Raw genomic sequence first — 24,846 nt, 5'->3', positions numbered from 1 at the left:
TACACACCTGCGTTTGTTGGGACTGCGGCCCTTCCAGGCTAGCGAGAGAATCACCACTCTGGGTATGCATCGTCATTACTCAGCGTGGAAGGAATGGATCATGACGACAACGGAACGGCGCAGGGCGGCAGTGGCGAAGATTCGGGAGGCGGAGGAGGTGGTGGCGTTGCTGAGGGAGGGCTTCGCGCGGGCTGGGGTGAAGCTGCCCTCGCTGCGGATCGACGCGGCTTCGTGTGCGGGTGAGGACCCGGCGGTCCTGGTGGACCTGGGGCGCTGCAATCTCGCGGCGGCGCAGCAGCTCAGCCGGGTGCTGGAGGAGAAGGCGGCGGCGTCGTGACGGGCGGGGAGGGCCTGGAGGCGTGTACGCCCGAGCCGGGGTCGTTCGCGGTGGACGTGCGGGACGGGCGGATCGGGCGGGTGCTGGGGCGCGTCGGGCCGTACGTGCGGCTGCGGCCGCCGGGGGCGGGGTGGTGTGGGACTGCCCGGCCGACTCCGTACGGCAGGCCCCGCCGGGGGCGGTGCTGCGGGCGCGGGTGACGGAGATCAACCGGGAAGGGCAGTTGCCGAGGTGAGCGCGTGGGAGGCGGGCTTGGCCGCGGCGTCGTCTCCCTCGTGGGAGGGGCGGGCGCGTGCGGGGCGGGACCTCGCGGCCTTCGCGGAGGTGCCGGAGGTCGCGGAGGCGCTGGTGCGGCTGCTGCTGGACGCCGAGGACACGGCGGTGACCCGGCGGACGGCGGAGGCCCTGGCCCGGGCGGGGTCGGTGGCGGCGGTGCGGGCGCTGGCCCGCGCGGTGGCCGGGGCGGACGACGGGCAGGCGGACTGGCTGGAGACCGGGGTGCTCGACGCGGAGGCGCCGGACCTCGCGGCGGCCTGCGCGGCGCTTGCCCGGGACCGGGAGGAGGCGGTCCGGCGGGGGGCCGCGGAGGTCATGGTGTGGGTGGGGGACCGGAGTTAGCCTGCGGGGATGGTGACCATGGAGAGCGATGCGCAGGTGGCCCTTCGGGCCGCGTCGGCGGGGGCGGCGGTCGTACGCGAGATGTACGGGGCGTCGCTGACGCGGTACGAGAAGGGCGGCGGTGACTTCGCCACGGCCGCCGACATCGCGGCGGAGGAGGCCGTCCTCGACGTACTGCGCGCGGCGCGGCCCGATGACGCGGTGACGGGCGAGGAGAGCGGGGCCGGCGGGGCGGCCGGGGCGGCGCGCCGGTGGCTGGTCGACCCGTTGTGCGGGACGCTCAACTACGCCGTGGGCAACATGCTGGTCGCGGTGAACGTGGCGCTCCGGGACGCCTCCTCCACCTCCCCCGGCATCGTGGCGGCGGCCTCCGCCGATCCGTTCAGCGGCGAGGTCTTCTGGACGGACGGGGCGGGGGCGTGGGTCCGGGGGGCGGACGGGCGGGGCGACCGCCTCATACCCTCGGCGGGGTCCCGGCTGGTGGACCTGAACCTGGACCCGCCGTTTCCGCACGCGCCGGGGTTCCGCGCGGTGGAGCTCATGGCGGCCCCGGAGTTCGTCGCCGGGTTCCGCCCGCGCGTCGTCTCCAGCACGGTGGCCGTGGCGTGGGTGGCGGCGGGGCGCCGTGCCGCGTACCTCACCGACGGTGGGCCCGGCCTCCGCCTGGACAGCGTCCACTTCGCGGCAGGCATCGCGCTCTGCGAGGCGGCGGGCTGCGTGGTGACGGGCATCGACGGGCTGCCGGTGGACGAGGGCGCGGGCGGGCTCATCGTGGCTGCGGACCGGGAGACGCATGGGGTGCTGCTGGGGTTGGTCCAGCGGCAACGGTGAGCGGCGCTCGGTGCGCCGGTCACTCGGACGTGGGACGCTGAGGAATGCGGCCCTGTGCCGTGAATCCGCCGATCTACGCTCCTCGGACAGGCTTCGGAGAAGGGACCCGCGATGACCGCCGCGATGGTCGAACCCCAGCAGGACCCTGAAGGCCGCCAGTGGGACTACCTCCTGCGCACTTGGCAGGAACTGGACGTCCCCGAGGGATGGCGCGCCGAGATCGACGAAGGGCAGATCGTCTTGGTACCGCCGCCGCATGCACATCACAACGGGATCGCAGCCAAGGTGCAGCGCTGTCTTTACGGGAATCTGCCGGACGAACTGGAGATCTACCAGACGCTGGGCGTGCACGTCGCCCCGCTCGACAAGCTCTACGACCCCGATCTCGTGGTCATGCCGTCCGAGCTGATCGACGCCGCCGACCCCGACGTCAGCGCCCCCATGGACGCCTCCGAAGCGCTCCTCGTCGTGGAGATCACCTCGAAGGGCAATGCCCGCGAGGACCGTACGAAGAAGTACCGCGCCTACGCCCGGGCCGGGGTGCCGATGTACCTGCTGATCGACCGGTTCGACACCCGGGGTGCCATGGCCGCCCTGTTCACCGAGCCGAGCGAGCACGGCACGTACAAGCACTCCGACGCGGTGCCGTTCGGCAAGCCGCTCGTGCTTCCCGCGCCGTTCGACGTCACGCTGCCCACGGACGGCTTTCCGGTCTGAGACGTACGACAAAGCGGCGGCCCTCCTCGGTTGAGGGGCCGCCGCTTTGGTACGCGTACGCGTCAGACCGACGCAGGGGCCTTCTGCGTGGTCGTTGCCGGGGCCGGGTCCTGGGTCGCCGCCGCCGTCGGGGCGGCCTCCTCCTGGCTCACGTTGAACTCCGCCAGGAGTTCCTTGCTGAAGCCGAAGAAGTACGTGGCCAGGAAGCCCGCGAGGTAGCCGACGACGAGGCCGCCCGCGTAGATCGCGATCGTCGCGCCCAGGCCGTGGTTGCCGTCGAGCAGGGGGAACAGGGCCCAGCCCGAGGGGCCGATCGCCGTCGAGCCGACCGCGTCGCCCAGCTGGTTGAAGAAGCCGACGAACGCGCCGCCGAACGCGCCGCCCACGCAGGCCGTGATGAACGGGCGGCCCAGCGGCAGAGAGACGCCGTAGATCAGGGGTTCGCCGACGCCCAGGAAGCCGGCGGGCAGGGCGGACTTGATGGTCTTGCGGATCGACTCGTTGCGCGGGAGGCGGAAGTACGTGGCGATGGCCGCGCCGACCTGGCCGGCACCGGCCATGGCGAGGATCGGGAGCAGGACCGTGTAGCCCTGCTGCTCGATCAGCGTGGTGTGGATGGGGATCAGGGCCTGGTGCAGGCCCAGCATGACCAGCGGGAGGAAGAAGCCGCCCAGGATCAGGCCCGCGCCCGCGCCGCCGTTGGAGAGCAGCCAGTCCGCGAAGTCGCCGATCGCGGTGGAGACCTCACCGGCGACGTACATCAGGCCGAAGATCGTGACCAGGCCGGAGATGAGGACCGTCAGCGTCGGGGTGACCAGCACGTCCAGCGCCTCCGGCACCCAGCGGCGGCACCACTTCTCCACGTACACCGCGAGGACCGCCGCGCCGAGGGCGCCGAGGACGCCGCCCTGGCCGGGGGAGAGCTTCTGGCCGAACGCCTCGATGTTCGCGACGCCCGGGAAGACGATGATCGCCGCGACCGCACCGCCGAGGATCGGCGTGCCGCCGAACTCCTTCGCGGTGTTGTAGCCGACGAAGACCGCGATCAGGGCCATGAAACCGGAGGCCATCGCGGCGAGCGCCGGGGTGACCGACGGCAGCCATTCGAGGTTGACCAGCAGGCCGTTGAGCCCGGCGATGATGCCGCAGCCGATCAGGGCCGGGATCAGCGGCACGAAGATGTTGGCGATCTTGCGCAGGAACAGCTTGAACGGCGTCGCGTTCTTCGCCTTGCGGGCCGCCCGCATCTCGGCGCCCTGCGCGGCCAGCTCCTCCGCCGTGAGCGGGGCGGCGTCGGCCGGGGCCGGGGCGGGAGCCGGGGCCTCCGCCTTGCCCTCCTCGACCAGCTTCTCGAACTCCGGCGTGACGCGGGCGACCGTACCGGGACCGAGGACGATCTGGTACGTGTCGTCCTCGACCACGCCCATGACCGCGGGGACGGCCTTCAGCGCGTCGTCCTGGACGAGCGAACGGTCGTGCAGCCCGAGCCGGAGCCGGGTCATGCAGTGGGCGATGGAGCTGACGTTCGCGGCGCCACCGACGAGCGGAAGGATCGCGGCGGCAGTGGCGCGGTTCTTGTCTTCTGTAGCCATGGTGCGTGGTGCCTTGCTGTGCGGGAGAGGTGGTGCGGCAGGTCAGGTGGTGCGGGGGTGGCGGCGGCGAGCGCGGCGCGGAGGTGGCCCTTCGACTCGGTCAGGAGCGTGGCGGCGGTGGGGCCGTCGACCTGGCCGAGGATCGTCAGGATGGCGTTCTTCACCTCGCCGTCCGTGGCGGCGAGCGCCGCCTCGATCTCCTCGTCGGACGCGCCCGTGGCCAGCGCGACGATGCGCCGGGAGCGGGCCCGCAGCTTCTCGTTGGAGGCACGCACGTCGACCATGAGGTTCCCGTACGTCTTGCCGAGGCGGATCATCGTGATGGTCGAGATCATGTTGAGCACGAGCTTCTGCGCCGTGCCCGCCTTGAGCCGGGTGGAGCCGGTCAGCAGCTCCGGGCCGACGACGACCTCGATCGGGTGCTCGGCGGCGGCGCCCAGCGCGGAGTCCGCGTTGCACGACAGGCCGAGGGTCAGGGCGCCCTTCGCGCGGGCGTGCTCCACAGCCCCGATCGCGTACGGCGTACGGCCGGAGGCGGAGATGCCGACCACCGTGTCGTCGGCGGTGAGCTCCAGCGCCTCCAGGTCGGCGGCGGCCAGCTCCTTGCTGTCCTCCGCGCCCTCGACGGCGGTGACCATGGCGGACGGGCCGCCCGCGATCAGGCCGACGACATCGGCCGGGTCCGTGTTGAAGGTGGGCGGGCACTCGCTGGCGTCCAGCACGCCCAGCCGGCCCGCGGTGCCCGCGCCCGCGTAGATCAGCCGGCCGCCGCGGGCCATGCGCTCGGCGGTGGCGTCGATCGCGGCGGCGATCTCGGGCAGCCGCTCGGCGACGGCGGACGGGACCGTCTGGTCCTCGCCGTTCATGATCCGGGCGATGTCCGCGGTGGCCAGCCGGTCGATCTCGGCCAGCTCCGGGCGGAACGCCTCGGTGGTGAGGGTCGCGAGTTCGGCGCGCAGCTCGCCGTAGCCGTCGGGGGTGGCGTCGGTCAGGGAGGTCATGGAGGGCGGCTCAGCTTTCTCGTACGGCGTGCGGATGCGGGGGCGGGTGCGGGGCGCTGCCGGAGGGGGTCCGGGTGACGGTCAGCGGGTGCGCGGGGTGTGGCGGTGGGCCAGCGCCTCGTAGGAGGCGGCGAGGGCCGGGGCGGCCGTCTCGTACGTACGCTGGGCGACCCCTATGAACAGGCAGTCGACCACCAGGAGCTGGCTGGTACGGCTCGACATCGCGGCCGGGCGCAGCTCGCTCTCGCGGGCCGTGGACGTGGTCAGGACGTGGTCCGCGTACTGCGTGACGGGGCCGTCGGGGCGGCCGGTGATCGCGACCGTCGTCGCGCCCCGGTCGAAGGCGACGCGCAGCGGCTCTATGACGTCGCCCGTCGAGCCGGAGTGCGTGATCGCGATGGCCATGTCGCCGGAGCGGAGCTGCACGGCGTTGGTCACCGCGAGGTGCGGGTCGGTGTGGGAGTGGGCGATGAGGCCGATCCGGGACAGCTTCTGGGCCAGGTCCTGGCCGACGAGGGAGGACGCGCCCACGCCGTAGATGTCGATCCGGCGGGCCGTGGCGGCGGCGGCGACCGCGGCGCCCAGCTGCACCGTGTCGAGCCCGGCGGCGGTGTCGGCGAGGGTCTGCTGCTCGTCGTAGGCCAGCTTCGCGACCACGTCCGCGATCGGGTCGTCCACCGCTATGTCCGCGGTGACGGCGGGGGCGCGGCCGGATTCCTGGTGCGCGGCGAGACCGGCGAGCGCGAGGCGCAGATCGCGGTAGCCCGGGTAGCCCAGGAGGCGGGCGGTGCGGACCACCGTCGCCTCGCTGGTGCCCGTCAGCTCCGCGAGACCGGTGACCGTCAGGGCGGCGCAGCCCGCCGGGTCGCCGGCGACGGCCTCGGCGACGCGCTGCATCGAGCGGGTCATGGACGGCGACAGCGTCCGCACCTTGGCGGCGAGGGCCGCCGGGGCCGGTGGCGAATCCACACTGAAACTTTCCTTCAGGTCATTGGTCACCTTTGAAAGATATTTTCAAGTCCGGGGTGCGTCAACCCTCTTTGGTGTGACCTTTGGCAGAAGCTGATGACGCCGCATCGGGGGCTCTTCGCCGTACGGGTGGACAATGGCTGCATGGAGCAGAATCCGCCGGAGTCCGACCGGCCCGACCGCCTGGAGCAGGCGCTGCACACCGCCCGCGCCCTCGTTATGGCCGACCTCGCCGCCGGGGACGTCGCGGAGGCGCAGATCGTGTCCATGGTCGAGGACGCCGTGACGCACCGCCGCTGGTGGGTGGAGCAGTGGCCGGAGGGCGCGGAGTTCGTCGTCGGTCTCGTCGCCCAGGACGTGCAGGACGCGCTCCTGGAGGCGTACGGCCGCTGGCCGCTCTGCCCGGTCTGCGACGCGGGCGACCCGCACGCGCTGGACGTCGAGCCGGAGCTAGGGCCGCACCCGCACTGGGTCTGCACCAAGGCCGCGGTGGCGGTCGCCCCGGTCGGCGCGCTCAGCGGGATACTCCGGCGGTGAGGCGATGACGCTCTACATCGACCCGCCGACCTGGCCCGGTCACGGGCGCCTCTGGTCGCACCTGGTCAGCGATGTGTCCTTCGAGGAGCTGCACGCCTTCGCGGCGTCCATCGGCGCCCCGGCGCGGGCGTTCGAGCGCGACCACTACGACATCCCGGCCGCGAGCTACGAGGACGCGGTACGGGCCGGGGCACGGGAGATCGGCTCGAAGGAGCTGGTCCGGCGGCTCACGGAAGCGGGGCTGCGGCGGCCGAAGGGGCGCCCGGCCCCCTGACCGCTCTCGGGGTCAGCCCGTCGCGCACTCCGTCGACTCCACCGGCGCCGCCTGCGGCGAACCCTGCGCCACCAGCCGGGATGCCGCCGCGCCGCGCGCCCGCTGGAGCCGCAGCGAGAACACCACGGCCACCAGCGCCGCCACGGTCATCGCCGCCCCGGCCCAGGCCGTCGCCTCGAAGCCGAAGTCCGCGTCGATCACCGTGCCGCCGAGCCACGGGCCGCCCGTGTTGCCCAGGTTGAACGCGGCGGTCGTCGTCGCCCCCGCCAGCGTCGGGGCGGCGCCCGCCACGTTGAACATCCGGGCGTTGAGCGCGGGGCGGTGTAGAACGCGGACAGGCCCAGCAGGAACGACAGCGTGATCACGGCCGCCTGGTTCGACGCGAACAGCGCCAGCGCCCCCAGGAACACCGTCGACGCCGCGATGCCGCTGAGCAGCACCCCGAAGAGGTGCGCGTCCGCGACCCGGCCGCCGATCGTCGTACCGACCAGGGCGCCCACGCCGAACAGCGCGAGCACGGTCGGCACCCAGCCCGAGTCCAGGCCGGCGACATCCGTCAGCAACGGCGCGAGATAGCTGAACGCGCAGAACACACCGCCCGCCGCGAGCGCGGTGATCACGATCGACAGCCACACCTGACGGTCGCGGTAGATGCCCATCTCCCGCTTGAGCTGCGGCTTCTCGTCGGGCAGCGGGATGCGCGGGATCAGTGTCACGACGCCGACCAGGGCCACCGCCGAGGCCGCGCCGACCGCCCAGAACGCGGACCGCCAGCCCAGGTTCTCCCCGAGGAACGCGCCCAGCGGGACGCCCAGCACGTTCGCGATCGACAGCCCGCCGATCATCACGGCCATCGCACGGGCCCGCGCGTTCACCGGCACCATTGCGATGGCGACGGCCGCCCCGACCGCCCAGAAACCGGCGCACGCGAACGCGCTCACCACGCGGGACGCGAACAGCACCTCGTACGTCGGCGCGAGCGCACCCGCGACCTGGCCGAGGCCGAAGACCGAGATCAGCGCGATGAGCGTCGTGCGGCGCGGCAGCCGCAGCGTCGCCACGGCGAGCAGCGGGGCGCCGACCACCATGCCGATCGCGAACGCGGATATGAGGAGTCCGGCGCGCGGAATCGACACGTCCATGTCGTCCGCGATCGGGGGCAGCAGCCCGGAGAGCATGAACTCGCTCGTGCCCAGGGCGAAGACCGAAAGGCCGAGGATGTATACGGCCAAGGGCATACGGGAACGGGTGCGCACAGCGGAGTCAGGCATGACAGGTGGCAACAGCGGAAACGTTCCTGACATTCCCCGGCCGGCACGGCTCAGCGCGTGAGCAGCTCCAGCTCCGTCAGCAGGTTCTGCCGCGCCTTCGGCTCCCACTCCCTCGTCCCGTACGGCGTACGGAACAACCGCGGCAGTCCCAGGAGCTGCCGCAGCACCGCCGCCCGGCCCTCCCGGAACGCCTCCTCCGGCACGAACCCGTACTCCTCGCGGACCTGCGCCGCGTACTCCCCGTACTCCTTCGGCGGCGCCGCGAGGATCGCCAGATCCGCGTCGCACACCACCTCGCCGTTGCTGTCGCCGGGGGCGGGGTCGTGCGTCACGGTGAGCCGGACGAGCCGGGCGACTTCCCGAGTGACCGCCTCGGACACCCCGGCCTCCGGGAGCGCCCGCTCGGCGAGCACCGCGCTGCGTTCCTCGTTCTCCGACCGGTCGGGCCGGTACACCGCGTCATGGAACCAGGCCGCCAGGCGTACGGCGTCCGCGTCGGCCGCGTGCCCGGCGAGCGTGTCGATCCGGTCCAGGACCGCCGCGAGGTGGGCGGTCGTGTGGTACTTGCGCTGCGGCTCGGCCCAGCGGGCGAGCAGATTCTCGGCATACGGATGCGGATCTGGTCCGTCCGCCCCGCCCCGGGCCGAGACGAGAGTCTCCTGCCAGCGGGTGCGGAGCGCTTCCTCGTACTGCGCGCGGTCGTCCGTCATGCGGACGAGGGTAGGCCGAAGTGGTCCACGATGATCCGCAGGGTCACGGCGCCGTCCTCGTTGAAGCCGGGCTCGGTCTCGTAGCGCGGGGTCTCGCGGCCGACGATGCCGGCGGCCAGCAGCTCGCGTACGAGGAGGTCCCCGGAGCGGCGGGACTCGCGGCGGGCGCCGATGTTGAAGCATGTGGTCGAGAAGCCGCGCCTGCTGTGGATGAAGTGGAACGGGTGTTCCGCGCAGTGCGGGATCATGGTGTGCTGCCCGTGGGGGCACTCGCAGCCCGGGGTGGAGGCCAGGAACACCGTCTCGACCGGGTTCGGCTTCCCGAACCGGCCCTCGTAGCGGAAACCGGTGACGAAACCCGCCTGCTGGGCGAGGTCGCCGCCGGTGTGGGTGGCCGCGTCGTGCGTCAGCCAGGCCCAGCCGTCGGACGCGCCCTCCGTACGGGCGGGGAGGCCCAGGTCGGTGTAGATCCCGCTCAAAGTGGGAAGGTCGAGGCCCTTGGCGTACGTGACGAACGTGTCCGGGGCGATGAAGGGCGCACTCACAGCGCAGCCACCTCCCGCGCGAGCGGCGGCGAGGGCAGGCCGAAGCAGGCGGCTATCGCGCGCATGATCCGCTCTTCCTTGTCCGAGTCGTGGTCGTAGCAGTCGTGGCCCGGGTCCGTCTCCCATACGCGGCACTCCGCGTCCGGGCCTATGAGGTTCGCCGCGAGCAGTTCGGCGGACATGTAGTCGGGGTTGTCGCCGACGCGCTGTTCCACGTCCTCGAAGCTGAAGTGGACGGTGTGCTTCCCGTCGCGCAGGTACGTGAAGTCCGGCCCGTGCGCCTTGGCGCTGCACGGCTCGGTCACGATGACCACGATCTCGCCCCCGGAGGCGCACAGGCGCGTGTAGTCGATGTTGTCGTAGTCCTCGGTCTCCCAGTTGGCCATGTCATGCACCGCCCATGCCCAACCGCCCGCCTCCCCCTCGGCCAGTGCCTCACGATCCTGCTCCCGCAGCCCCGTCACGAGCGCGTCCCGGGACAGCCCACGGGCGAACACGAGGTTGACCTCGTGGTCCGGGAACTCGTACGCATGGTCGATGAAAGTCATGCCGCGAGCGTAAACGGGGGCTCTGACAACGGGGTTTGGGCGGCGGGCTTATTCGGGCGACACGGGGGTGGGCTTCTGGGAATGTACGCACGGGCTCGGGCCCGCTTCCTTGCTGGTGACCGTGGAGGGGTGAGTGATGACTTTCGTGCTGGTGGGGCCGGTTCTGGAAGGTTCTCGGGTGCGGCTCGAACCGCTGGAACACCGGCACGCGGAGGGGTTGTCGCTCGCGGGGCAGGAGAACCGGAGTTCGTACGGATACACCTGGGTGCCCGGGCCCGGGGAGGTCGAGGGGTATATCGACGCCCAGTTGGGGCGGGCCGCCGCGGGGAAGCTGGCGCCCTACGCGCAGGTGGACCGGGGGTCCGGACGGGTCGTCGGGGCCACGGCCTTCTGGGAGCCGCGCTGCTGGCTGGACGACGACAGCCTCACCGCCGTCGAGGTCGGCTTCACCTGGCTCGCCGCGTCCGCGCAGGGGACCGGGGTGAACACCGAGTCCAAGTACCTGCTCTTCCGGCACGCGTTCGAGGAGTGGGGCGTTTCGAGGGTGGACCTGAAGACCGACGCCCGCAACCAGCGGTCGTGGGCCGCGATCCAGTCCGTGGGGGCCACGTTCGAGGGCGTCCTGCGGAACTGGTCGCCCTCGTGGGTGCCCGGTGAGGAGGGGCGGTTGCGGGATTCGGCGATCTTCTCCATTACGGGGGAGGAGTGGCCGGGTGTGCGGGGGCGCCTGGAGGCGCGGATGGGGGCTGCGTAGGCGGTTTTCCGGGGCGGCCCCGTGGGTTCGGGGCCACCCCCTGAACGGTTCCGTCCTCAAACGCCGGACGGGCTGGGTGTGGCGGACGGGCTGGGTGTGCTGGACGGGCTGGGTGTGGCGGACGGGGTGGGTTTGAATCCGCGTAGGCGTAGCGAGTTGCCGACCACGAAGACCGAGGAGAACGCCATCGCCGCGCCCGCGATCATCGGGTTCAGCAGGCCCGCCGCGGCCAGAGGGAGCGCCGCCACGTTGTACGCGAAGGCCCAGAACAGGTTCGTCCGGATCGTGCTCAGGGTCCGGCGCGCGAGGCGGATCGCGTCCGGGGCCGCGCGGAGGTCGCCGCGGACCAGGGTCAGGTCGCCCGCCTCGATCGCCGCGTCCGTGCCGGTGCCCATCGCGAGGCCCAGGTCGGCCTGGGCCAGCGCGGCGGCGTCGTTCACGCCGTCACCGACCATCGCGACCGAACGGCCCTCCGCCTGGAGGCGTTTGACGACGTCCACCTTGTCCTGCGGCATGACCTCCGCGTAGACCTCGTCGATCCCGACCTCGGCCGCGACCGACTCCGCCACCGCCCGGTTGTCGCCGGTCAGCAGGATGGGCGTCAGGCCCAGGCGGCGCAGGCGGGTGATCGCCTCCGCGCTGGTGTCCTTCACCGCGTCGGCCACCTCGAACACCGCGCGCGCCTCGCCGTCCCAGGCGACCGTGATCGCCGTGCGGCCGGCGGCCTCCGCCTCGGCCTTGCGGGCGGCCAGGTCCGCCGGGAGCCGTATCTCCCACTCCGCGAGGAGCTGTTCGCGGCCGACGAGGACCGCGTGGCCGTCGACCACGCCCTGCACACCCAGGCCGGGGACGTTTGCGAAGTCCTCCGGGGTGGGAAGAGCGGCGCCCGTACGTTCCGCGGCTCCGGTCGCCACCGCCTGGGCGATGGGGTGTTCGGAGGCGTGTTCCAGGGAACCGGCGAGGCGGAGGGCGTCGGACTCGGTGGTTCCGGGGGCGGTGTGGACGGCCTGGAGGGTCATCCGGCCCGTCGTCACCGTGCCCGTCTTGTCCAGGACGATCGTGTCGACCCGGCGGGTGGACTCCAGGACCTCGGGGCCCTTGATGAGGATGCCGAGCTGGGCGCCGCGCCCGGTGCCGACCATCAGCGCGGTGGGCGTGGCGAGGCCGAGGGCGCAGGGGCAGGCGATGATCAGGACGGCCACCGCCGCCGTGAACGCGGCCGTGATCCCCGCGCCGTCCGCCAGCCAGAAGCCCAGCGTGCCGAGCGCGAGCGCGATGACCACGGGGACGAAGACCGCCGAGATCCGGTCCGCGAGGCGCTGCGCCGCCGCCTTGCCGTTCTGCGCGTCCTCGACCAGCTTCGCCATCCGGGCCAGCTGCGTGTCCGCGCCGACGCGGGTCGCCTCGACCACGAGGCGGCCGCCCGCGTTGAGCGTCGCGCCGGTCACCGTGTCGCCGGCGGCGACCTCGACCGGGACGGACTCGCCGGTGAGCATGGACGCGTCCACCGCCGAGGAGCCCTCGACCACCGTGCCGTCCGTGGCGATCTTCTCGCCGGGGCGCACGAGGAAGCGGTCACCGACGTGGAGGTCCGCCGTGTCCACGGTCACCTCGCGGCCGTCGCGCAGGACGGTGACCTCCTTGGCGCCCAGTTCGAGGAGCGCCTTCAGCGCGGCGCCCGCCTTCCGCTTCGACCGGGCCTCGAAGTAGCGCCCGGCGAGGATGAACGCGGTGACGCCGGCCGCCGCCTCCAGATAGATGTTCCCCGCGCCGTCGCTGCGGCCGATGGTCAGCTCGAAGGGGTGCGTCATGCCGGTCATCCCGGCGGTGCCGAAGAACAGCGCCCACAGCGACCAGAGGAACGCGGCGGACGTGCCGAGCGAGATGAGCGTGTCCATCGTCGCCGCGCCGTGCCGCGCGTTCGTCCATGCGGCGCGGTGGAACGGCCAGCCCGCGTACGTGACGACGGGCGCGGTGAGGGTGAGGGCCAGCCACTGCCAGTTGTCGAACTGGAGCGCCGGAATCATCGACATCGCGATCACCGGCACGGCGAGGAGTACGGCCGTGATCAGTCGCTGCCGCAGGGTGTCGGCCTCCTGCGGGGCGGGTACGGCCGCGTCTTCCGTCGTACGCGCCGGGGGTGCGGGTTCGTGTGCGGTGTAGCCGGTCCTCTCGACCGTGGCGACGAGGTCCTGTACGGAGGCGGCGGCGCCGTCGTAGGTGACGTGCGCCTTCTCCGTGGCGTAGTTCACGGTGGCCGTGACGCCGTCCATCCGGTTGAGCTTCTTCTCGATACGGGCCGCGCAGGAGGCGCAGGTCATGCCGCCGATGGTCAGTTCGACCTCGGCCTCGGCCTCTGCGGATTGCGCGGTGTGCGCTGTGGGTGCTGACACGGGGCCCTCCTCGTCGTGGTCCCTGGGTACCCCCTGGGGGTATCTCTCTTCTTCCATGTATACCCCCACCCCTATGTCCGGGCAAGGGTGATCCTTTGCGGGTGTACGGGTCGCGCGCGGTCGGTCGTCCGTCGGCCGTTCGGCCTCGCGTATCTTCACGTTCACGGTCAGGGCTGCGCCGTCGGCCTACCGCCCCGTAGGCTGGGCCATTGGACTAGACCTGTAGCTGCTTCCTGGAGGATTGGGATCCCATGAGCAACCGTGCAGTCCTGGAGGTGATCGCTCTCGACGCGGAGGACGCGGTCGCCGCCCAGGCGGGTGGTGCGGACCGGCTTGAGCTGGTCACCGACATGGCGGCGGACGGCCTCACCCCGTCCTGTGCGACCTTCGCGGCGATCCGCGCCGCGGTGGACATTCCGCTTCGGGTGATGCTCAGGGTCGCGGACGGCTTCGCGGCCGGTGACGTCGAGATACTCGTACGCAAGGCGCGTGAGCTGCGGGCGGAGGGGGCGGACGAGTTCGTCCTCGGCTTCCTGGACTCCGACGGGAACCCGGACCTGGTCGCGGTCGAACGGCTCGTCGCCGTGCTGGACGGCTGCCGGTGGACGTTCCACCGGGCGATCGACCGGGCGGCGGACCGGGACGCGCTGCGGAAGGCCCTCGCGGATCTGCCGGGGCTCGACACGTATCTGACGGCCGGGGCGGCGGCGGGCGTGGACGCCGGGATACCGACGTTGGTGGCTGAGGCGGGGCGGCGGGGCGAGCCCGGGTACGAGCCGCGGATTCTTGTGGGGGGCGGGTTGCGGCTGGAGCACCTGCCGGCGCTCCTGGATGCGGGTATTGACGCCGTGCACATCGGGGGTGCGGCTCGGCCGGGGGTTGGGCGGGGCCGGTTTCCGCGGGTGCGGTACGGGAGTGGCGGGCGGTGCTCGACCGCTAGGCGCGGGACCGCGGGGCCGCCCGCTGCGCGCCGCCCTTCCGGGGGCGCTGCCCCCGTACCCCCGCTCCTCAAGCGCCGGAGGGGCTGAGATTGTTGGCGGCGCTGAGTTTCCCCCGCGCGCGGCCGGTGGTTTCGGGGGCGCTGCCCCGTGCCCCTGCTCCTCAATCGCCGGAGGGGCTGAGATTGTTGGCGGCGCCGAGTTCGCCCCGCGCGCGGCCGGTGGTTTCGGGGGCGCTGCCCCCGTACCCCCGCTCCTCAATCGCCGGAGGGGCTGAGATGGCCGGCGGCCCCGGGAAACCCAGCTAGTCCGGCGCCTGCCGAAATGGCCGGCAACCCCGGTAAACCCAGCCCGTCCGGCGTTTGAGGACGGAACCCTCGGTCCGGACCGGGGCGGCCACGCGGGACAAGGGACCCCGCGACGGAACGTCGCCCTGTCATGACCCTGGCGCAACGCGCACCCCGCGCCCCACAATGGCCTCGCGGTGATGGGAACGCTCCCATGGCGCGCCTCCCCGGCATGCCCGTCTGCTGTGGGAGCGCTCCCATCACGCCTCTTCCGTCCCCACGACGAAAGGTCCCTGGTGAACGCCTCCCCACCCCCCGCATTCCTCCGGCGCAGACGCCGTGTGCTCGGTGTGCTGGCCGCTGCCGCGCTCTGTGGCGGCATTCTCAGCGCGCCCGGTGCCGTCGCCGCCGACGGCGACCCCGCTCCGGAGCAGATCACCAATGGTGACTTCTCCGCGGGGGTCGCGCCCTGGTGGTCGACGGCCAACGCGCCGGTCGCCGTGGTGGACGGGCGGCTGTGTGCCGACGTGCCGGCGGGGACCGCCAACCCGTGGGACGCGATCATCGGGCAGAACGACCTCCCGCTCGTCGCGGGGGAGGCGTACACCCTGACGTACACGGCGAGTTCGACCGTACCGCTGTCCATTCACACGAACGTGCAGATGGCGACCGACCCGTACACCGCCGACCTGTCCGCGACCGATCAGATCGGGGTCGAGGCGGCCGTCCACACGCACGTCTTCACCGCGTCCGCCGACCAGGACGCCGCGCAGGTGGCCTTCCAGGTCGGCGGGGGCGCGAACGCGGCCACCTTCTGCGTGGACGACGTGTCGCTGCGCGGGGGCGCCGAGCCGCCCGTCTACGAGCCGGACACCGGGTCGCCCGTGCGCGTCAACCAGGTCGGCTATCTCCCCAAGGGGCCGAAGACCGGCACCCTGGTCACCGACGCCTCCGACCCGCTCCCGTGGGCGCTGAAGGCGGCCGACGGGACGACCGTCGCGAGCGGGGCGACCACGCCCGGCGGCGAGGACCCGACCTCGCGGCAGAACGTGCACACCTTCGACTTCAGCTCCGCCACCGCCACCGGCGACGGTTTCACGATCGAGGCGGACGGGCAGGTCAGCGAGCCCTTCTCGATCCGGGCGGACCTCTACGACAGCCTCCGGTCCGACTCGCTCGCGTACTTCTACCAGAACCGCAGCGGCATCGCGATCGACGCGGACCTGGTCGGCGAGGAGTACGCGCGCCCGGCCGGGCACCTCGGGGTGGCCCCGAACAAGGGCGACACGGACGTGCCCTGCCAGGCGGGCGTCTGCGACTACCGGCTCGACGTGCGCGGCGGCTGGTACGACGCCGGGGACCACGGCAAGTACGTGGTGAACGGCGGCATCGCGGTCGCCGAGCTGATGGACACCTACGAGCGCACGCTGACCGCCGACGGCGCCGAGTCCGCCGAGCTGGGCGACGGCGCGCTGCGGGTGCCCGAGCACGGCAACGACGTGCCGGACATCCTGGACGAGGCGCGCTGGGAGCTGGAGTTCCTGATGCGCATGCAGGTCCCGGCGGGCGAGCCGCTGGCCGGCATGGTCCACCACAAGGTGCACGACGCCAACTGGACCGGCATCCCGATGCGCCCCGAACTCGACCCCGAGCAGCGCGAACTGCACCCGCCGACGACCGCCGCGACCCTGAACCTCGCCGCGACGGCCGCCCAGTGCGCCCGGCTGTACGCCCCGTTCGACGCGGAGTTCGCCGCCCGGTGCCGTACCGCCGCCGAGACGGCGTGGGCCGCCGCGAAGGCGCACCCGGACGTGCTCGCCAGCCCGGCGGACGGCGTCGGGGGCGGGACGTACGAGGACAACGATGTGAGCGACGAGTTCTACTGGGCCGCAGCCGAGCTGTTCACCACGACCGGTAAGGACGCCTACCGCCAGGCGCTGCTCGGATCGCCGGTCCACGGTGACGTGGACGTCGCCTTCCCCGCCGACGGCGGGATGTGGTGGGGCGGCACCGCCGGGCTCGGCGTGCTGACCCTGGCCACGGTCCCGAACGACCTGACGGCCGCCCAGCTCGCGGACGTACGGAACGTCGTGACGACCGCCGCCGACCGGTACGAGGCGCAGACCGAGGACCAGCTGTACGGCGTGCCGTACGCGCCCAAGGACCTGAACTACGCCTGGGGTTCGAACAGCCAGGTCCTGAACAACATGATCGTGCTGGCGACCGCCGCCGACCTCACCGGTAGGACCGGTTACCGGGACGCGGTCCTGCGCGGCGCGGACTACCTCTTCGGGCGCAACCCGCTCAACCAGTCGTACGTCACCGGCTACGGCGAGCGGTACTCGCAGAACCAGCACCACCGGTTCTGGGCGCACGAGTCCGACCCGTCCCTGCCGCACCCGCCGGCCGGGTCCCTCGCGGGCGGGCCCAACCTCACCGCCCCGGCCTCGGGCGACCCGGAGGCCGCGTCGAAGCTCAAGGGGTGCGCCGCCGCGATGTGCTACCTGGACGACAACGGCTCGTACGCCACCAACGAGGTCGCGATCAACTGGAACGCCCCGCTGGCCTACATCGCCTCCTACCTGGACGACGCGGGCGACGCCACGGGCCCGGAGCGGGCCTGCGCGGTGACGTACTCCTCGCACCCGTGGAACACCGGCTCGACCACCACGGTCACGGTGAAGAACACGGGTAGCAAGGCCGTCACCCCGTGGTCGCTGACCTGGCTGCTGCCCGGTGACCAGAAGCTCAGCCACACCTGGAGCGCCGAAATCGACCAGTACGGAAGGACGGTGACGGCCGCGCCGCTGTCCTGGAACCGGACGCTCGCCCCCGGGGCCTCGATCGACTTCGGGTTCAACAGCAGCCGCACGGGCCCGGCAGCCGACCCGGGCACCGTGAAGCTGAACGGGCGGGCCTGCACGGCCGGTTGATGACCGGGCGGGGGCGGGGGTGGACGAGGGCCCCCGCCCCCGTTCACTTCGTCACGCCAACTCCTCCGGCAGCGGCGTTGCGTGAAGCACCGTCAGGCCGGAGACCGCACGGGTCAGCGCCACGTACAGGCGGCGCAGGCCCGTGCGTTCGTCCGGTTCGCCGTCGACCACGGCGGCCGGTTCGTCCAGCACCACGTAGTCGTACTCCAGGCCCTTCGCCAGCGACGCCGGGACCAGGGTCAGCCGGGACTCGGCGGTCGTCTCCTGGCCGGGGAGAGGTACGTGTGACCGGCCGCCGTCAGCGCCTCGGCCAGGGCCGGAATGCGGGCATCGGCGGCGATCAGGCCGATCGAGCCCTCGTGCGTCAGGGACTCCTCGCAGGCCGCGACGACCGCCGCGTCCAGCTCCGTGACTTCGCGTACGGACAGCGAACCGGGCGACTCACGCACCGACTCCACCGGCGTCAGCCCCGGCGAGATCACCGGGAGCAGCCGGGAGGCGTACGCGATCACATCGCGCGGCACGCGGAAACCGGCCGTCAACTCCTCCACCAGCGCGTCCGCCTTGCCCAGGTGGTGCAGCGCCTGCTCCCAACTCTGCGTCGACCAGGGCGTCGTGCCCTGCGCCAGGTCGCCGAGGACGGTCGCCGAACCGGTCGAGCAGCGGCGGCCGACCGCGCGGTACTGCATGGGGGAGAGGTCCTGCGCCTCATCGATCACGACATGGCCGAGCGAGTGCGTACGGGACACCAGGTCCGCCGCCTCGTCGATCAACACCGCGTCCGCCGCCGACCACTTGGCGGTCTTCACGCTGCGCGCCGGCCTGGTCCAGAGGATCGCCTTCTGCTCGTCCTCGGTCAGCAGCCCCTCCGCGTGCTCCGCCAGGAACTCCGCGTCGGACAGCAGCCGCAGGACCAGCTTCGCCGGGTCCACGGCCGGCCAGATCGCCTTGACGGCCGCCTTCACCGCCGGATTGCGGGCCACCGAATTCTGCACCCGGTCGTCGGGCGCCTCGCCGGACTGCTCCATCCGCACCAGGACCGCGTGCGCGATGCGCTGGGGCAGCGCCTCGTGCGCGGCGCCGTAGCGCATGTCCCGGGCCAGCAGCTCCTGGACCATCTCCTCGATCTCGTACGCCGGTACGCGCCAGCGCCGCGAGCCGCGCACCACCATGACCGGCTCGGTCGGCGGCGTGACGTGCGAGCGCAGCGCGCGCCGCAGCACCTCCGCCATGCGGGCGTCGCCCTTCACGACGGCGGCCGGGGCCTCGTCCGCGCCCCGGACCTCGATCTGCGCGGTGACCAGGTCCTCGACGGTCGCCTGCTTGACCTCCAGCTCGCCGAGGGCCGGGAGCACCTGCTCGATGTAGTGCAGGAAGGACCGGTTCGGGCCGACGACCAGGGTGCCGGTGCGGGCCAGGCGCTCGCGGTGCGCGTACAGCAGATACGCGACCCGGTGCAGGCCGACGGCGGTCTTCCCGGTGCCGGGGCCGCCCTGCACGCAGACCGTGCCGCCCAGCTCGCTGCGGACGATCTCGTCCTGCTCGGGCTGGATCGTCGCGACGATGTCCCGCATGGGGCCGACGCGCGGGCGCTCGATCTCCGCCTGGAGCAGCTTGCTGGTCTGCTCGGCCTCCGCCGGGTCGGTCAGGTGCTCGTCCTCGTACGCGGTGAGGTCGCCGCCGGTGTAGCCGAAGCGGCGCCTGCGGCCGACGTCCAGCGGGGCCTTGCGGGATGCCCGGTAGAACGGCTGGGAGACCGGGGCGCGCCAGTCGATGACCATCGGGTCGCCCTGCGCGTCGTGCACATGGCGGCGCCCGATGTAGAACTGCTCGCCCTCCGCGCCTTCCGCCTCCTCCGCCCCGACGACGTGCAGATAGTCCAGGCGCCCGAAGAACAGCGGGGTGTGGGCCAGGTCCGCGAGCGACTTGATCCGCTCGTCGATCTGCGCCTGGAGCACGGCAGCGTTCACCCAGTTCGCGGTGACGTCGCGGATGTCCAGGGCCTGGGCGTCCTCCCGCATGGCGCGCAACGCGGCGCGGGACGCCGCGAGATGGGCGCGCTCATGGGCGAGGGGGTCGGTGGTGGTGTCGCTCTCGAATTCGTGCGCGGGCACGGTGTTGCCTCCGGCATTCAACGCAGGACGACGGACCGCGTCCCACCCTTGGGGGGTGTGCGGTCCGCTCGGGGATCGATCGTGCGTACGGTTGTCGGCCGGTTTCCGTCCGGTCGGCGGCGCTCCCCCGGCTGCCGGCACGGCCCCTCGGGGGCCGCCGGTACCACGGTGCGGGAGGCGGGCAGACCGGGGAGTGTACCGGGGGCGGGGGGTGGGCGCGAATGGTTTACGGGGGTGGGTCATCCCTCCCGTAGGGGATGCCGTGCGACCGGAGGCGTACGCGCGGGGCGGTGCGCTTCCGTCTGCGGGGCGACGCCACGGCGTACCCGTCCGGAGCACCATGGATACATGAGCACCGTCACCCTTGACCCGCGAAGGACCGGGGCCACCGCGGCCCCCGGTCAGCCCCACAACCGCGCCTCCGGCGCCCTGCGTGCCGTGAAGGTCTTCGCGCAGGCGGCCTTCGGCGTCGTCGTCCTCGGCGAGTACGCGGAGGAGGCGGGGGTGCGGCGGCGCTGACCGCCGCACCCGTGCCCCTTCCTCAGCTCTCCGACAGCAGTTCGTCCGCGTCGACGATGCGGTACGCGTAGCCCTGCTCGGCCAGGAAGCGCTGGCGGTGCGCCGCGAAGTCCTGGTCGATCGTGTCGCGCGCGACGACCGAGTAGAACCGCGCCTCGTGCCCGTCGGCCTTCGGGCGGAGCACCCGGCCCAGGCGCTGCGCCTCCTCCTGGCGCGAACCGAAGGTCCCCGACACCTGGATGGCGACCGTCGCCTCGGGCAGGTCGATGGAGAAGTTGGCCACCTTCGACACCACGAGCACGTTGATCTCGCCCTGCCGGAACGCGTCGAACAGCTTCTCGCGCTGCGCGTTGCTCGTCTCGCCCTTGATGACCGGGGCGTCCAGATGCTCGCCCAGCTCGTCCAGCTGGTCGATGTACTGCCCGATGACCAGGGTCTGCTCGCCCTTGTGCCGGCGCACCAGCGCCTCGGTGACCTTCCGCTTCGTCGCGGTGGTCGCGCAGAACCGGTACTTCTCCTCGGCCTCGGCGGTCGCGTACGCCAGGCGCTCGGAGTCCGTGAGGTTGACCCGGACCTCGACGCAGTCCGCCGGGGCGATGTAGCCCTGCGCCTCGATCTCCTTCCACGGCGCGTCGAACCGCTTGGGGCCGATGAGCGAGAACACGTCCGACTCGCGGCCGTCCTCGCGGACCAGGGTCGCGGTCAGGCCGAGGCGGCGGCGGGCCTGGAGGTCGGCGGTGAACTTGAAGACGGGCGCGGGGAGCAGGTGCACCTCGTCGTAGATCACGAGGCCCCAGTCGCGGGAGTCGAACAGCTCCAGGTGCGGGTAGACGCCCTTCCGGCGGGTCGTGAGCACCTGGTAGGTGGCGATCGTGACCGGCCGGATCTCCTTGCGGGTCCCGCTGTACTCGCCGATCTCGTCCTCGGTCAGCGAGGTCCGCTTCACCAGCTCGTGCTTCCACTGGCGGGCGGAGACGGTGTTCGTGACGAGGATCAGCGTCGTCGCCTTGGCCTGCGCCATCGCGCCCGCGCCGACGAGCGTCTTGCCGGCGCCGCAGGGGAGCACGACGACGCCGGACCCGCCGTGCCAGAAGCCGTCCACGGCCTGCTGCTGGTACGGGCGCAGCGCCCAGCCGCTCTCGTCCAGCTCGATGGCGTGCGCCTCGCCGTCCACGTAACCGGCGAGGTCCTCGGCGGGCCAGCCGAGCTTGAGCAGCGTCTGCTTGACCTGGCCGCGCTCGGAGGGGTGCACGGCGACGGTGTCCGGGTCGATCCTCGCCCCGACCAGGGGCTGGACCTTCTTCGACCGCAGGATTTCCTCCAGGACCGGCCGGTCCGTCGTCGTCAGGACGAGCCCGTGCACGGGGTGCTTGGAGAGGGTGAGGCGGCCGTAGCGGTCCATCGTCTCGGCGATGTCGACGAGCAGCGCGTGCGGTACGGGGTACCGGGAGTACGTCACGAGCGCGTCCACGACCTGCTCGGCGTCGTGCCCGGCCGCGCGGGCGTTCCACAGCCCGAGCGGGGTCAGCCGGTACGTGTGGATGTGCTCGGGCGCCCGCTCCAGCTCGGCGAACGGCGCGATGGCCCGACGGCAGGCGTCGGCCTGCTCGTGGTCGACTTCGAGGAGGAGCGTTTTGTCGCTCTGGACGATGAGGGGTCCGCTCACGCGCGTTGGCCCTTCCGGCTCGGGGGAAACGTCCAGTGTGCCGCATGTGGGGGCGGTGTGTCGTGGGCCCGTCGCGCGCAGTCCCCCGGACCGGGGCCGAGGGTTCCGTCCTCAAGCGCCGGACGGGCTTGATTTTGTGCGGGCGGCCCGTGGGGCGCGGGGCATGGCCGGGGAAACCCAGCCCGTCCGGCGTTTGAGGACGGAAGCCCTGGCCCCGGACCGGGCGCACCGGTTCCGTCCTCAAGCGCCGGACAGGCTTGAGACTGCGGGGGCGGCCCGTGGGGCGCGGGGCATGGCCGGAGAAACCCAGCCCGTCCGGCGTTTGAGGACGGAAGCCCGCGCCCCGGACCGGGCGCACCGGTTCCGTCCTCAAGCGCCGGACGGGCTTGATTGTGCGCGGGCGGCCCGCAGGGCGCGGGCTTACGGGGTCGGGGGCGGACGGTGGGCCTACTCCGCGAGTTCTGCCACGCCCGTGATGCGGTGCAAGGGGTATGTGCGGATCTCGTCCGCCGTGTGGTCGTACGCCGTGACGTAACCGCCCTCCACGCGGACCGGGGCGATCACGCGTTGGCTCGCGGCGCCCTCCGCGTTCACGTAGCCGATCCACACCGCGGAGCCGGTCATCGCGGCGGCCTGGACGGTGACCAGGGTCTCGGCCGGGGTGGTGCGCGGGAGGGCGCCGGGCGGGGCGGCGGGGCCGGTGTCCGGCTGGGCCTTGACCACCGTCGCCGCGTTGTCCCCGGCCCGGATCGCCCGGACCGCCGCGCCGAGCAGCGTGGTGTCCGGCACGGGCGGACCCTCGGGGACGGGGGCCGGGGCGGACCGGGGCGGGGTGCGGTGGGCGCCCGCCCGGGTGATCAGGACGTCGCCGTCGGCGGACTCCGCGGCGGGCGCGTACCCCATCTCGCGCAGCCCGTCGAGCAGGGACGCCGGGTCGGCCCGCGCCGCCAGCACCGTCGGGGCGATCCGGCGCAGCCGCAGCGCGGCGGACCGCTTGTCGGCCAGGATCTCGCCGAGGACCGCCTCGTCGTCGCAGCGTACGTACGAGGACGCCGCGCCGATCCGGAGGTGCCCGTGGCGGCGGGCCACGTCGTCGATGAGGTAGCTCAGCGGCTGCGGCACCGGCGTACGGCTGTGCGTGGCGAGGAAGGCGTGCAGGTCGGCGGCGGTCTGCCCGGCGTCGAGGGCCCGGCGCACGGACCCGGGCGTGAAGCGGTACACCGTCGCCCCGCCCTTGGACTCGACGTCCGCGAGCGTGCCGAGCATGTCGGCCAGCGGGCGTTCCAGCGGACCGGGCGCGACGGCCGTCAGGTCGGCCTGGAGCAGGACGTGGTCCAGGGGCTCCGGCAGCAGCGGGGCGAGCATCCCGGCGGCCTTCGCGGGCCCCTCGGTGAGCAGGGCGCGGGTCTGGCCGGCGAGCGCGCCGCGCCCGGTGATGCCCAGCAGCTCCGACTCGTTCAGCGTCCACAGGGCGATCCGGGACCGCAGATCCGTGGTCCCCTCGGTGGCGGCGGCCCCGCGCAGCGGCCGCTCCCAGCGGAGCCGGGCGAGCACGGACTCGGGGTCGGGCGCGGTGCCGGCCGGCAACGCGTCGAGCAGGGCGAGGACCCGGTGGCGTACCTCGGGCGCGGCGGACCGGTCCAGGTCGGGGCCGAGCGCGGACAGCGCCCGCCCCTTCGCGTCCTGGCCGCCGACAAGACCGGAGGTCCGGGTGGCGGTGAGCCAGGCCGTCGCGAGGGAGACCCAGCGCTCCTGCGCGGGCAGCTCCAGCCACTCGTCGGACGCCGGCGTCGGCGCGTACCGCTCGTCCGCCTCGCCGTCGGAGGCCAGCAGCCCGGCCGCGTAGGCGAGCTCCACCCAGAACGCGGCGACTGGCTCCTGGACGTCCAGCGCGGTGGCCGTCTTCCGCAGCTCCCGCACGCTCAGCCCGCCCGCGCGCAGGACGGCCGGGCCGCCGCCGTTCCAGTGCTTCAGCAGCTCCTCGACGGTCGACACCGCCAGGAACGCCTGGCCGGCCGCCGCGCTGTCCACAGCCTGTGGATCGCGTTCGGCGACGGCCGTCACGACGGGCGGCCGGGGCTCCGGCGTCCGGTGGGCGCGCCCGGCCCGCAGATGCAGCGCCGCCTCGCGGGGCAGTACGACGGTCCGGGTCGAGACGGGCAGCAGCAGCCCCCGGTCGCGCAGCCACTTCACGGGCGGCGCGGGGTTCGGCGTGACCTCCCCGTACGGCGGCCCCCACACGAGCCGGTCGAGCACGGCCAGGGCCTCCATGGGCGCGGTGTCCAGCAGCTCGCCCATCCGGGCCCGGTCGGTGAACAGCCCGGTCAGGGCCGCCACCGCGGACACCGGGTCGTGCGTGGCGGGCAGCCCGGCGGCGGCCAGGATCTCCTGGAGCCGGCCGGGGGACATGCCCGCGGTGGCCTCGGCGACGGTCGGCCCGAGGCCGGTGGGGGAGGGGTGCTGCGGCGACGGCGACAGCAGCTCCCGTGCCGTGCGTACGAGCCGGAGCCGGTCGTCGTCGCCCCACACGAGCGCCTGCTCGCGCAGGGTCCCGAGCGCGCCGGGCAGCGCCTCGGTGATCGCGGCGCCCTCGTCGTCGCGCTGCTCGCCGTCGTCCTGCCCGTCGCCGGTCAGCAGCCCGAGCAGCGTTTCGTACGGGGCCGGGTCGGGCGCGACCGCGAGCGCCTCGGCGGCCTGGAGGGCGAACCGGTCCAGGCGTTCCAGGGCCCGTACGACGGAGGCGCGGGTGCCCGCGCGCGTGGCGAGCTGCGTGATGTCGCCCGGCACGGGGGAGAGGAGATCGGGCCGCGCCCGCAGCAGCCCGGCCAGTGACTCGTCGTCCCGGGCGCGCAGCGCCTCGGCGAGCGTCCGCGGTGGTGTGGTCGTCCCCATCCGTCCCACGGTAGCCGCTCCGGACAGCCCTGAGGGCGCTACCGTCGGTGCAGGCCGTGGCGGGGAACCGAGGGGGAGCGACGCGTGGGGATCGAGAGCGACCAGCTCGTCTACGACTACCTGAGCCGGGTCGGCGACCTGGCCCAGCAGCAACAGTTGCCGTCGGGCGCCCGAATGCGCCTCGTCGCGGAGCTCCGTACGGAGATCGACCGCCGCCGCGAGGCGCAACGCGCCCACACCCCCGGCCAGGTCCGCCGCATCATCGGCACGCTCGGCACCCCGGACGAACTGGTGGCGGCAGCGGCGCTGACGGGGGCACCGGAGCCCCCGGACCCCCCGGAAATCCCGGAACCGCGCCGCGCGAGTCTTCCTGACGGTGAGCGGCCTTCGGCCCCGCGCC

Annotated in this window: 18 protein-coding genes and 4 pseudogenes; 11 read left to right on the top strand and 11 right to left on the bottom strand. The window is 73.0% G+C overall.

Annotated elements, in window-relative coordinates:
• Nucleotides 1–100 precede the first annotated feature (100 nt).
• The 5 genes and pseudogenes from NEH16_RS14170 (at nucleotide 101) to NEH16_RS14150 (ending at nucleotide 2,503) form a co-directional block, all read left to right on the top strand.
• Entirely contained in the window at nucleotides 101–337 is a 237-nt protein-coding gene (locus NEH16_RS14170) for a hypothetical protein (protein ID WP_161212111.1), read from the top strand.
• Nucleotides 334–572 (top strand): annotated as a pseudogene (locus NEH16_RS14165) (hypothetical protein). Before NEH16_RS14170 ends, NEH16_RS14165 begins: the two are co-directional and overlap by 4 nt.
• Nucleotides 573–589: 17 nt before the next feature.
• Nucleotides 590–955 carry a HEAT repeat domain-containing protein gene (locus NEH16_RS14160; RefSeq protein ID WP_265542574.1) on the top strand — a complete coding sequence of 122 codons (366 nt, stop codon included), beginning with the start codon at nucleotides 590–592 and terminating at the stop codon, nucleotides 953–955.
• A gap of 9 nt (nucleotides 956–964) precedes the next feature.
• Complete coding sequence (locus NEH16_RS14155; protein ID WP_265542572.1) at nucleotides 965–1,786, top strand: inositol monophosphatase family protein; 822 nt, start codon at nucleotides 965–967, stop codon at nucleotides 1,784–1,786.
• 111 nt (nucleotides 1,787–1,897) lie between these two features.
• Nucleotides 1,898–2,503, top strand: a complete 606-nt coding sequence (locus NEH16_RS14150) for a Uma2 family endonuclease (RefSeq protein ID WP_265542571.1) — start codon at nucleotides 1,898–1,900, stop codon at nucleotides 2,501–2,503.
• 62 nt (nucleotides 2,504–2,565) lie between these two features.
• On the opposite strand, the gene NEH16_RS14145 is transcribed toward NEH16_RS14150, so the two are convergent.
• The 3 genes from NEH16_RS14145 to NEH16_RS14135 form a co-directional block, all read right to left on the bottom strand.
• A complete protein-coding gene (locus NEH16_RS14145) occupies nucleotides 2,566–4,095 on the bottom strand; it encodes a PTS transporter subunit EIIC (RefSeq protein ID WP_265542568.1) in 1,530 nt (509 codons plus the stop codon).
• On the bottom strand, nucleotides 4,002–5,096 hold the full coding sequence (gene murQ, locus NEH16_RS14140) for an N-acetylmuramic acid 6-phosphate etherase (protein ID WP_265542565.1): 1,095 nt from the start codon (nucleotides 5,094–5,096) through the stop codon (nucleotides 4,002–4,004). Before murQ ends, NEH16_RS14145 begins: the two co-directional genes overlap by 94 nt.
• Nucleotides 5,097–5,177: 81 nt before the next feature.
• Nucleotides 5,178–6,095: a MurR/RpiR family transcriptional regulator gene (locus NEH16_RS14135; protein ID WP_073964707.1), complete on the bottom strand. Its 918-nt coding sequence runs from the start codon at nucleotides 6,093–6,095 to the stop codon at nucleotides 5,178–5,180.
• A gap of 114 nt (nucleotides 6,096–6,209) precedes the next feature.
• Between NEH16_RS14135 and NEH16_RS14130 the strand changes: the two genes are divergently transcribed.
• Together NEH16_RS14130 and NEH16_RS14125 are read left to right on the top strand one after the other, a co-directional pair.
• Nucleotides 6,210–6,602: a hypothetical protein gene (locus NEH16_RS14130; protein WP_018101549.1), complete on the top strand. Its 393-nt coding sequence runs from the start codon at nucleotides 6,210–6,212 to the stop codon at nucleotides 6,600–6,602.
• 4 nt (nucleotides 6,603–6,606) lie between these two features.
• Nucleotides 6,607–6,876, top strand: coding sequence for a DUF4031 domain-containing protein (locus NEH16_RS14125; RefSeq protein WP_073964706.1), 270 nt, complete (start codon nucleotides 6,607–6,609; stop codon nucleotides 6,874–6,876).
• A 12-nt stretch (nucleotides 6,877–6,888) separates the two neighbouring features.
• Here NEH16_RS14125 and NEH16_RS14120 read toward each other — a convergent pair.
• The 4 genes and pseudogenes from NEH16_RS14120 to NEH16_RS14105 form a co-directional block, all read right to left on the bottom strand.
• A pseudogene (locus NEH16_RS14120) lies at nucleotides 6,889–8,114 on the bottom strand (Cmx/CmrA family chloramphenicol efflux MFS transporter).
• An 83-nt stretch (nucleotides 8,115–8,197) separates the two neighbouring features.
• A complete protein-coding gene (locus NEH16_RS14115) occupies nucleotides 8,198–8,857 on the bottom strand; it encodes an HD domain-containing protein (RefSeq protein ID WP_265542561.1) in 660 nt (219 codons plus the stop codon).
• Nucleotides 8,854–9,402, bottom strand: coding sequence for a hypothetical protein (locus NEH16_RS14110; protein WP_265542558.1), 549 nt, complete (start codon nucleotides 9,400–9,402; stop codon nucleotides 8,854–8,856). Before NEH16_RS14110 ends, NEH16_RS14115 begins: the two co-directional genes overlap by 4 nt.
• Nucleotides 9,399–9,950 carry a hypothetical protein gene (locus NEH16_RS14105; RefSeq protein WP_265542556.1) on the bottom strand — a complete coding sequence of 184 codons (552 nt, stop codon included), beginning with the start codon at nucleotides 9,948–9,950 and terminating at the stop codon, nucleotides 9,399–9,401. The genes NEH16_RS14110 and NEH16_RS14105 overlap by 4 nt, the downstream gene beginning before the upstream one ends.
• A gap of 136 nt (nucleotides 9,951–10,086) precedes the next feature.
• Between NEH16_RS14105 and NEH16_RS14100 the strand changes: the two genes are divergently transcribed.
• Nucleotides 10,087–10,704, top strand: coding sequence for a GNAT family N-acetyltransferase (locus NEH16_RS14100; protein WP_265542554.1), 618 nt, complete (start codon nucleotides 10,087–10,089; stop codon nucleotides 10,702–10,704).
• A 56-nt stretch (nucleotides 10,705–10,760) separates the two neighbouring features.
• Here NEH16_RS14100 and NEH16_RS14095 read toward each other — a convergent pair whose 3' ends face one another.
• On the bottom strand, nucleotides 10,761–13,097 hold the full coding sequence (locus NEH16_RS14095; RefSeq protein WP_265542553.1) for a heavy metal translocating P-type ATPase: 2,337 nt from the start codon (nucleotides 13,095–13,097) through the stop codon (nucleotides 10,761–10,763).
• Nucleotides 13,098–13,348: 251 nt separating this feature from the next.
• Here NEH16_RS14095 and NEH16_RS14090 point away from each other — a divergent pair.
• Nucleotides 13,349–14,037 (top strand): annotated as a pseudogene (locus NEH16_RS14090) (copper homeostasis protein CutC).
• Nucleotides 14,038–14,663: 626 nt separating this feature from the next.
• Nucleotides 14,664–17,255 carry a glycoside hydrolase family 9 protein gene (locus tag NEH16_RS14085; RefSeq protein ID WP_265542551.1) on the top strand — a complete coding sequence of 864 codons (2,592 nt, stop codon included), beginning with the start codon at nucleotides 14,664–14,666 and terminating at the stop codon, nucleotides 17,253–17,255.
• 51 nt (nucleotides 17,256–17,306) lie between these two features.
• On the opposite strand, the pseudogene NEH16_RS14080 reads toward NEH16_RS14085, so the two are convergent.
• Nucleotides 17,307–19,369, bottom strand: a pseudogene (locus tag NEH16_RS14080) (HelD family protein).
• Nucleotides 19,370–19,717: 348 nt separating this feature from the next.
• Between NEH16_RS14080 and NEH16_RS14075 the strand changes: the two are divergent.
• Nucleotides 19,718–19,888, top strand: coding sequence for a hypothetical protein (locus NEH16_RS14075; protein ID WP_265542549.1), 171 nt, complete (start codon nucleotides 19,718–19,720; stop codon nucleotides 19,886–19,888).
• A 22-nt stretch (nucleotides 19,889–19,910) separates the two neighbouring features.
• Here the strand turns inward: NEH16_RS14075 and NEH16_RS14070 are convergent, their stop codons facing one another.
• Together NEH16_RS14070 and NEH16_RS14065 are read right to left on the bottom strand one after the other, a co-directional pair.
• Nucleotides 19,911–21,554: a DNA repair helicase XPB gene (locus NEH16_RS14070; RefSeq protein WP_073964686.1), complete on the bottom strand. Its 1,644-nt coding sequence runs from the start codon at nucleotides 21,552–21,554 to the stop codon at nucleotides 19,911–19,913.
• 447 nt (nucleotides 21,555–22,001) lie between these two features.
• A complete protein-coding gene (locus NEH16_RS14065) occupies nucleotides 22,002–24,446 on the bottom strand; it encodes a helicase C-terminal domain-containing protein (protein ID WP_265542547.1) in 2,445 nt (814 codons plus the stop codon).
• Between the last annotated feature and the right edge of the window lie 400 nt (nucleotides 24,447–24,846).

It is taken from the genome of Streptomyces drozdowiczii (assembly GCF_026167665.1).
Taxonomy (GTDB): Bacteria; Actinomycetota; Actinomycetes; order Streptomycetales; family Streptomycetaceae; genus Streptomyces; species Streptomyces drozdowiczii_A.
Note: the sequence above shows the minus strand (reverse complement) of the source record. Positions and strands in the feature narration are given on the sequence as shown.

Bases quoted from the DNA above. Each gene is read 5' to 3' on its own strand.
- NEH16_RS14170 (WP_161212111.1), top strand. From the start codon at position 101: ATGACGACAACGGAACGGCGCAGGGCGGCAGTGGCGAAGATTCGGGAG.
- NEH16_RS14155 (WP_265542572.1), top strand. From the start codon at position 965: ATGGTGACCATGGAGAGCGATGCGCAGGTGGCCCTTCGGGCCGCGTCG.
- NEH16_RS14150 (WP_265542571.1), top strand. From the start codon at position 1,898: ATGACCGCCGCGATGGTCGAACCCCAGCAGGACCCTGAAGGCCGCCAG.
- NEH16_RS14145 (WP_265542568.1), bottom strand. From the start codon at position 4,095: ATGGCTACAGAAGACAAGAACCGCGCCACTGCCGCCGCGATCCTTCCG.
- murQ (WP_265542565.1), bottom strand. From the start codon at position 5,096: ATGACCTCCCTGACCGACGCCACCCCCGACGGCTACGGCGAGCTGCGC.
- NEH16_RS14130 (WP_018101549.1), top strand. From the start codon at position 6,210: ATGGAGCAGAATCCGCCGGAGTCCGACCGGCCCGACCGCCTGGAGCAG.
- NEH16_RS14125 (WP_073964706.1), top strand. From the start codon at position 6,607: ATGACGCTCTACATCGACCCGCCGACCTGGCCCGGTCACGGGCGCCTC.
- NEH16_RS14115 (WP_265542561.1), bottom strand. From the start codon at position 8,857: ATGACGGACGACCGCGCGCAGTACGAGGAAGCGCTCCGCACCCGCTGG.
- NEH16_RS14105 (WP_265542556.1), bottom strand. From the start codon at position 9,950: ATGACTTTCATCGACCATGCGTACGAGTTCCCGGACCACGAGGTCAAC.
- NEH16_RS14100 (WP_265542554.1), top strand. From the start codon at position 10,087: ATGACTTTCGTGCTGGTGGGGCCGGTTCTGGAAGGTTCTCGGGTGCGG.
- NEH16_RS14075 (WP_265542549.1), top strand. From the start codon at position 19,718: ATGAGCACCGTCACCCTTGACCCGCGAAGGACCGGGGCCACCGCGGCC.
- NEH16_RS14065 (WP_265542547.1), bottom strand. From the start codon at position 24,446: ATGGGGACGACCACACCACCGCGGACGCTCGCCGAGGCGCTGCGCGCC.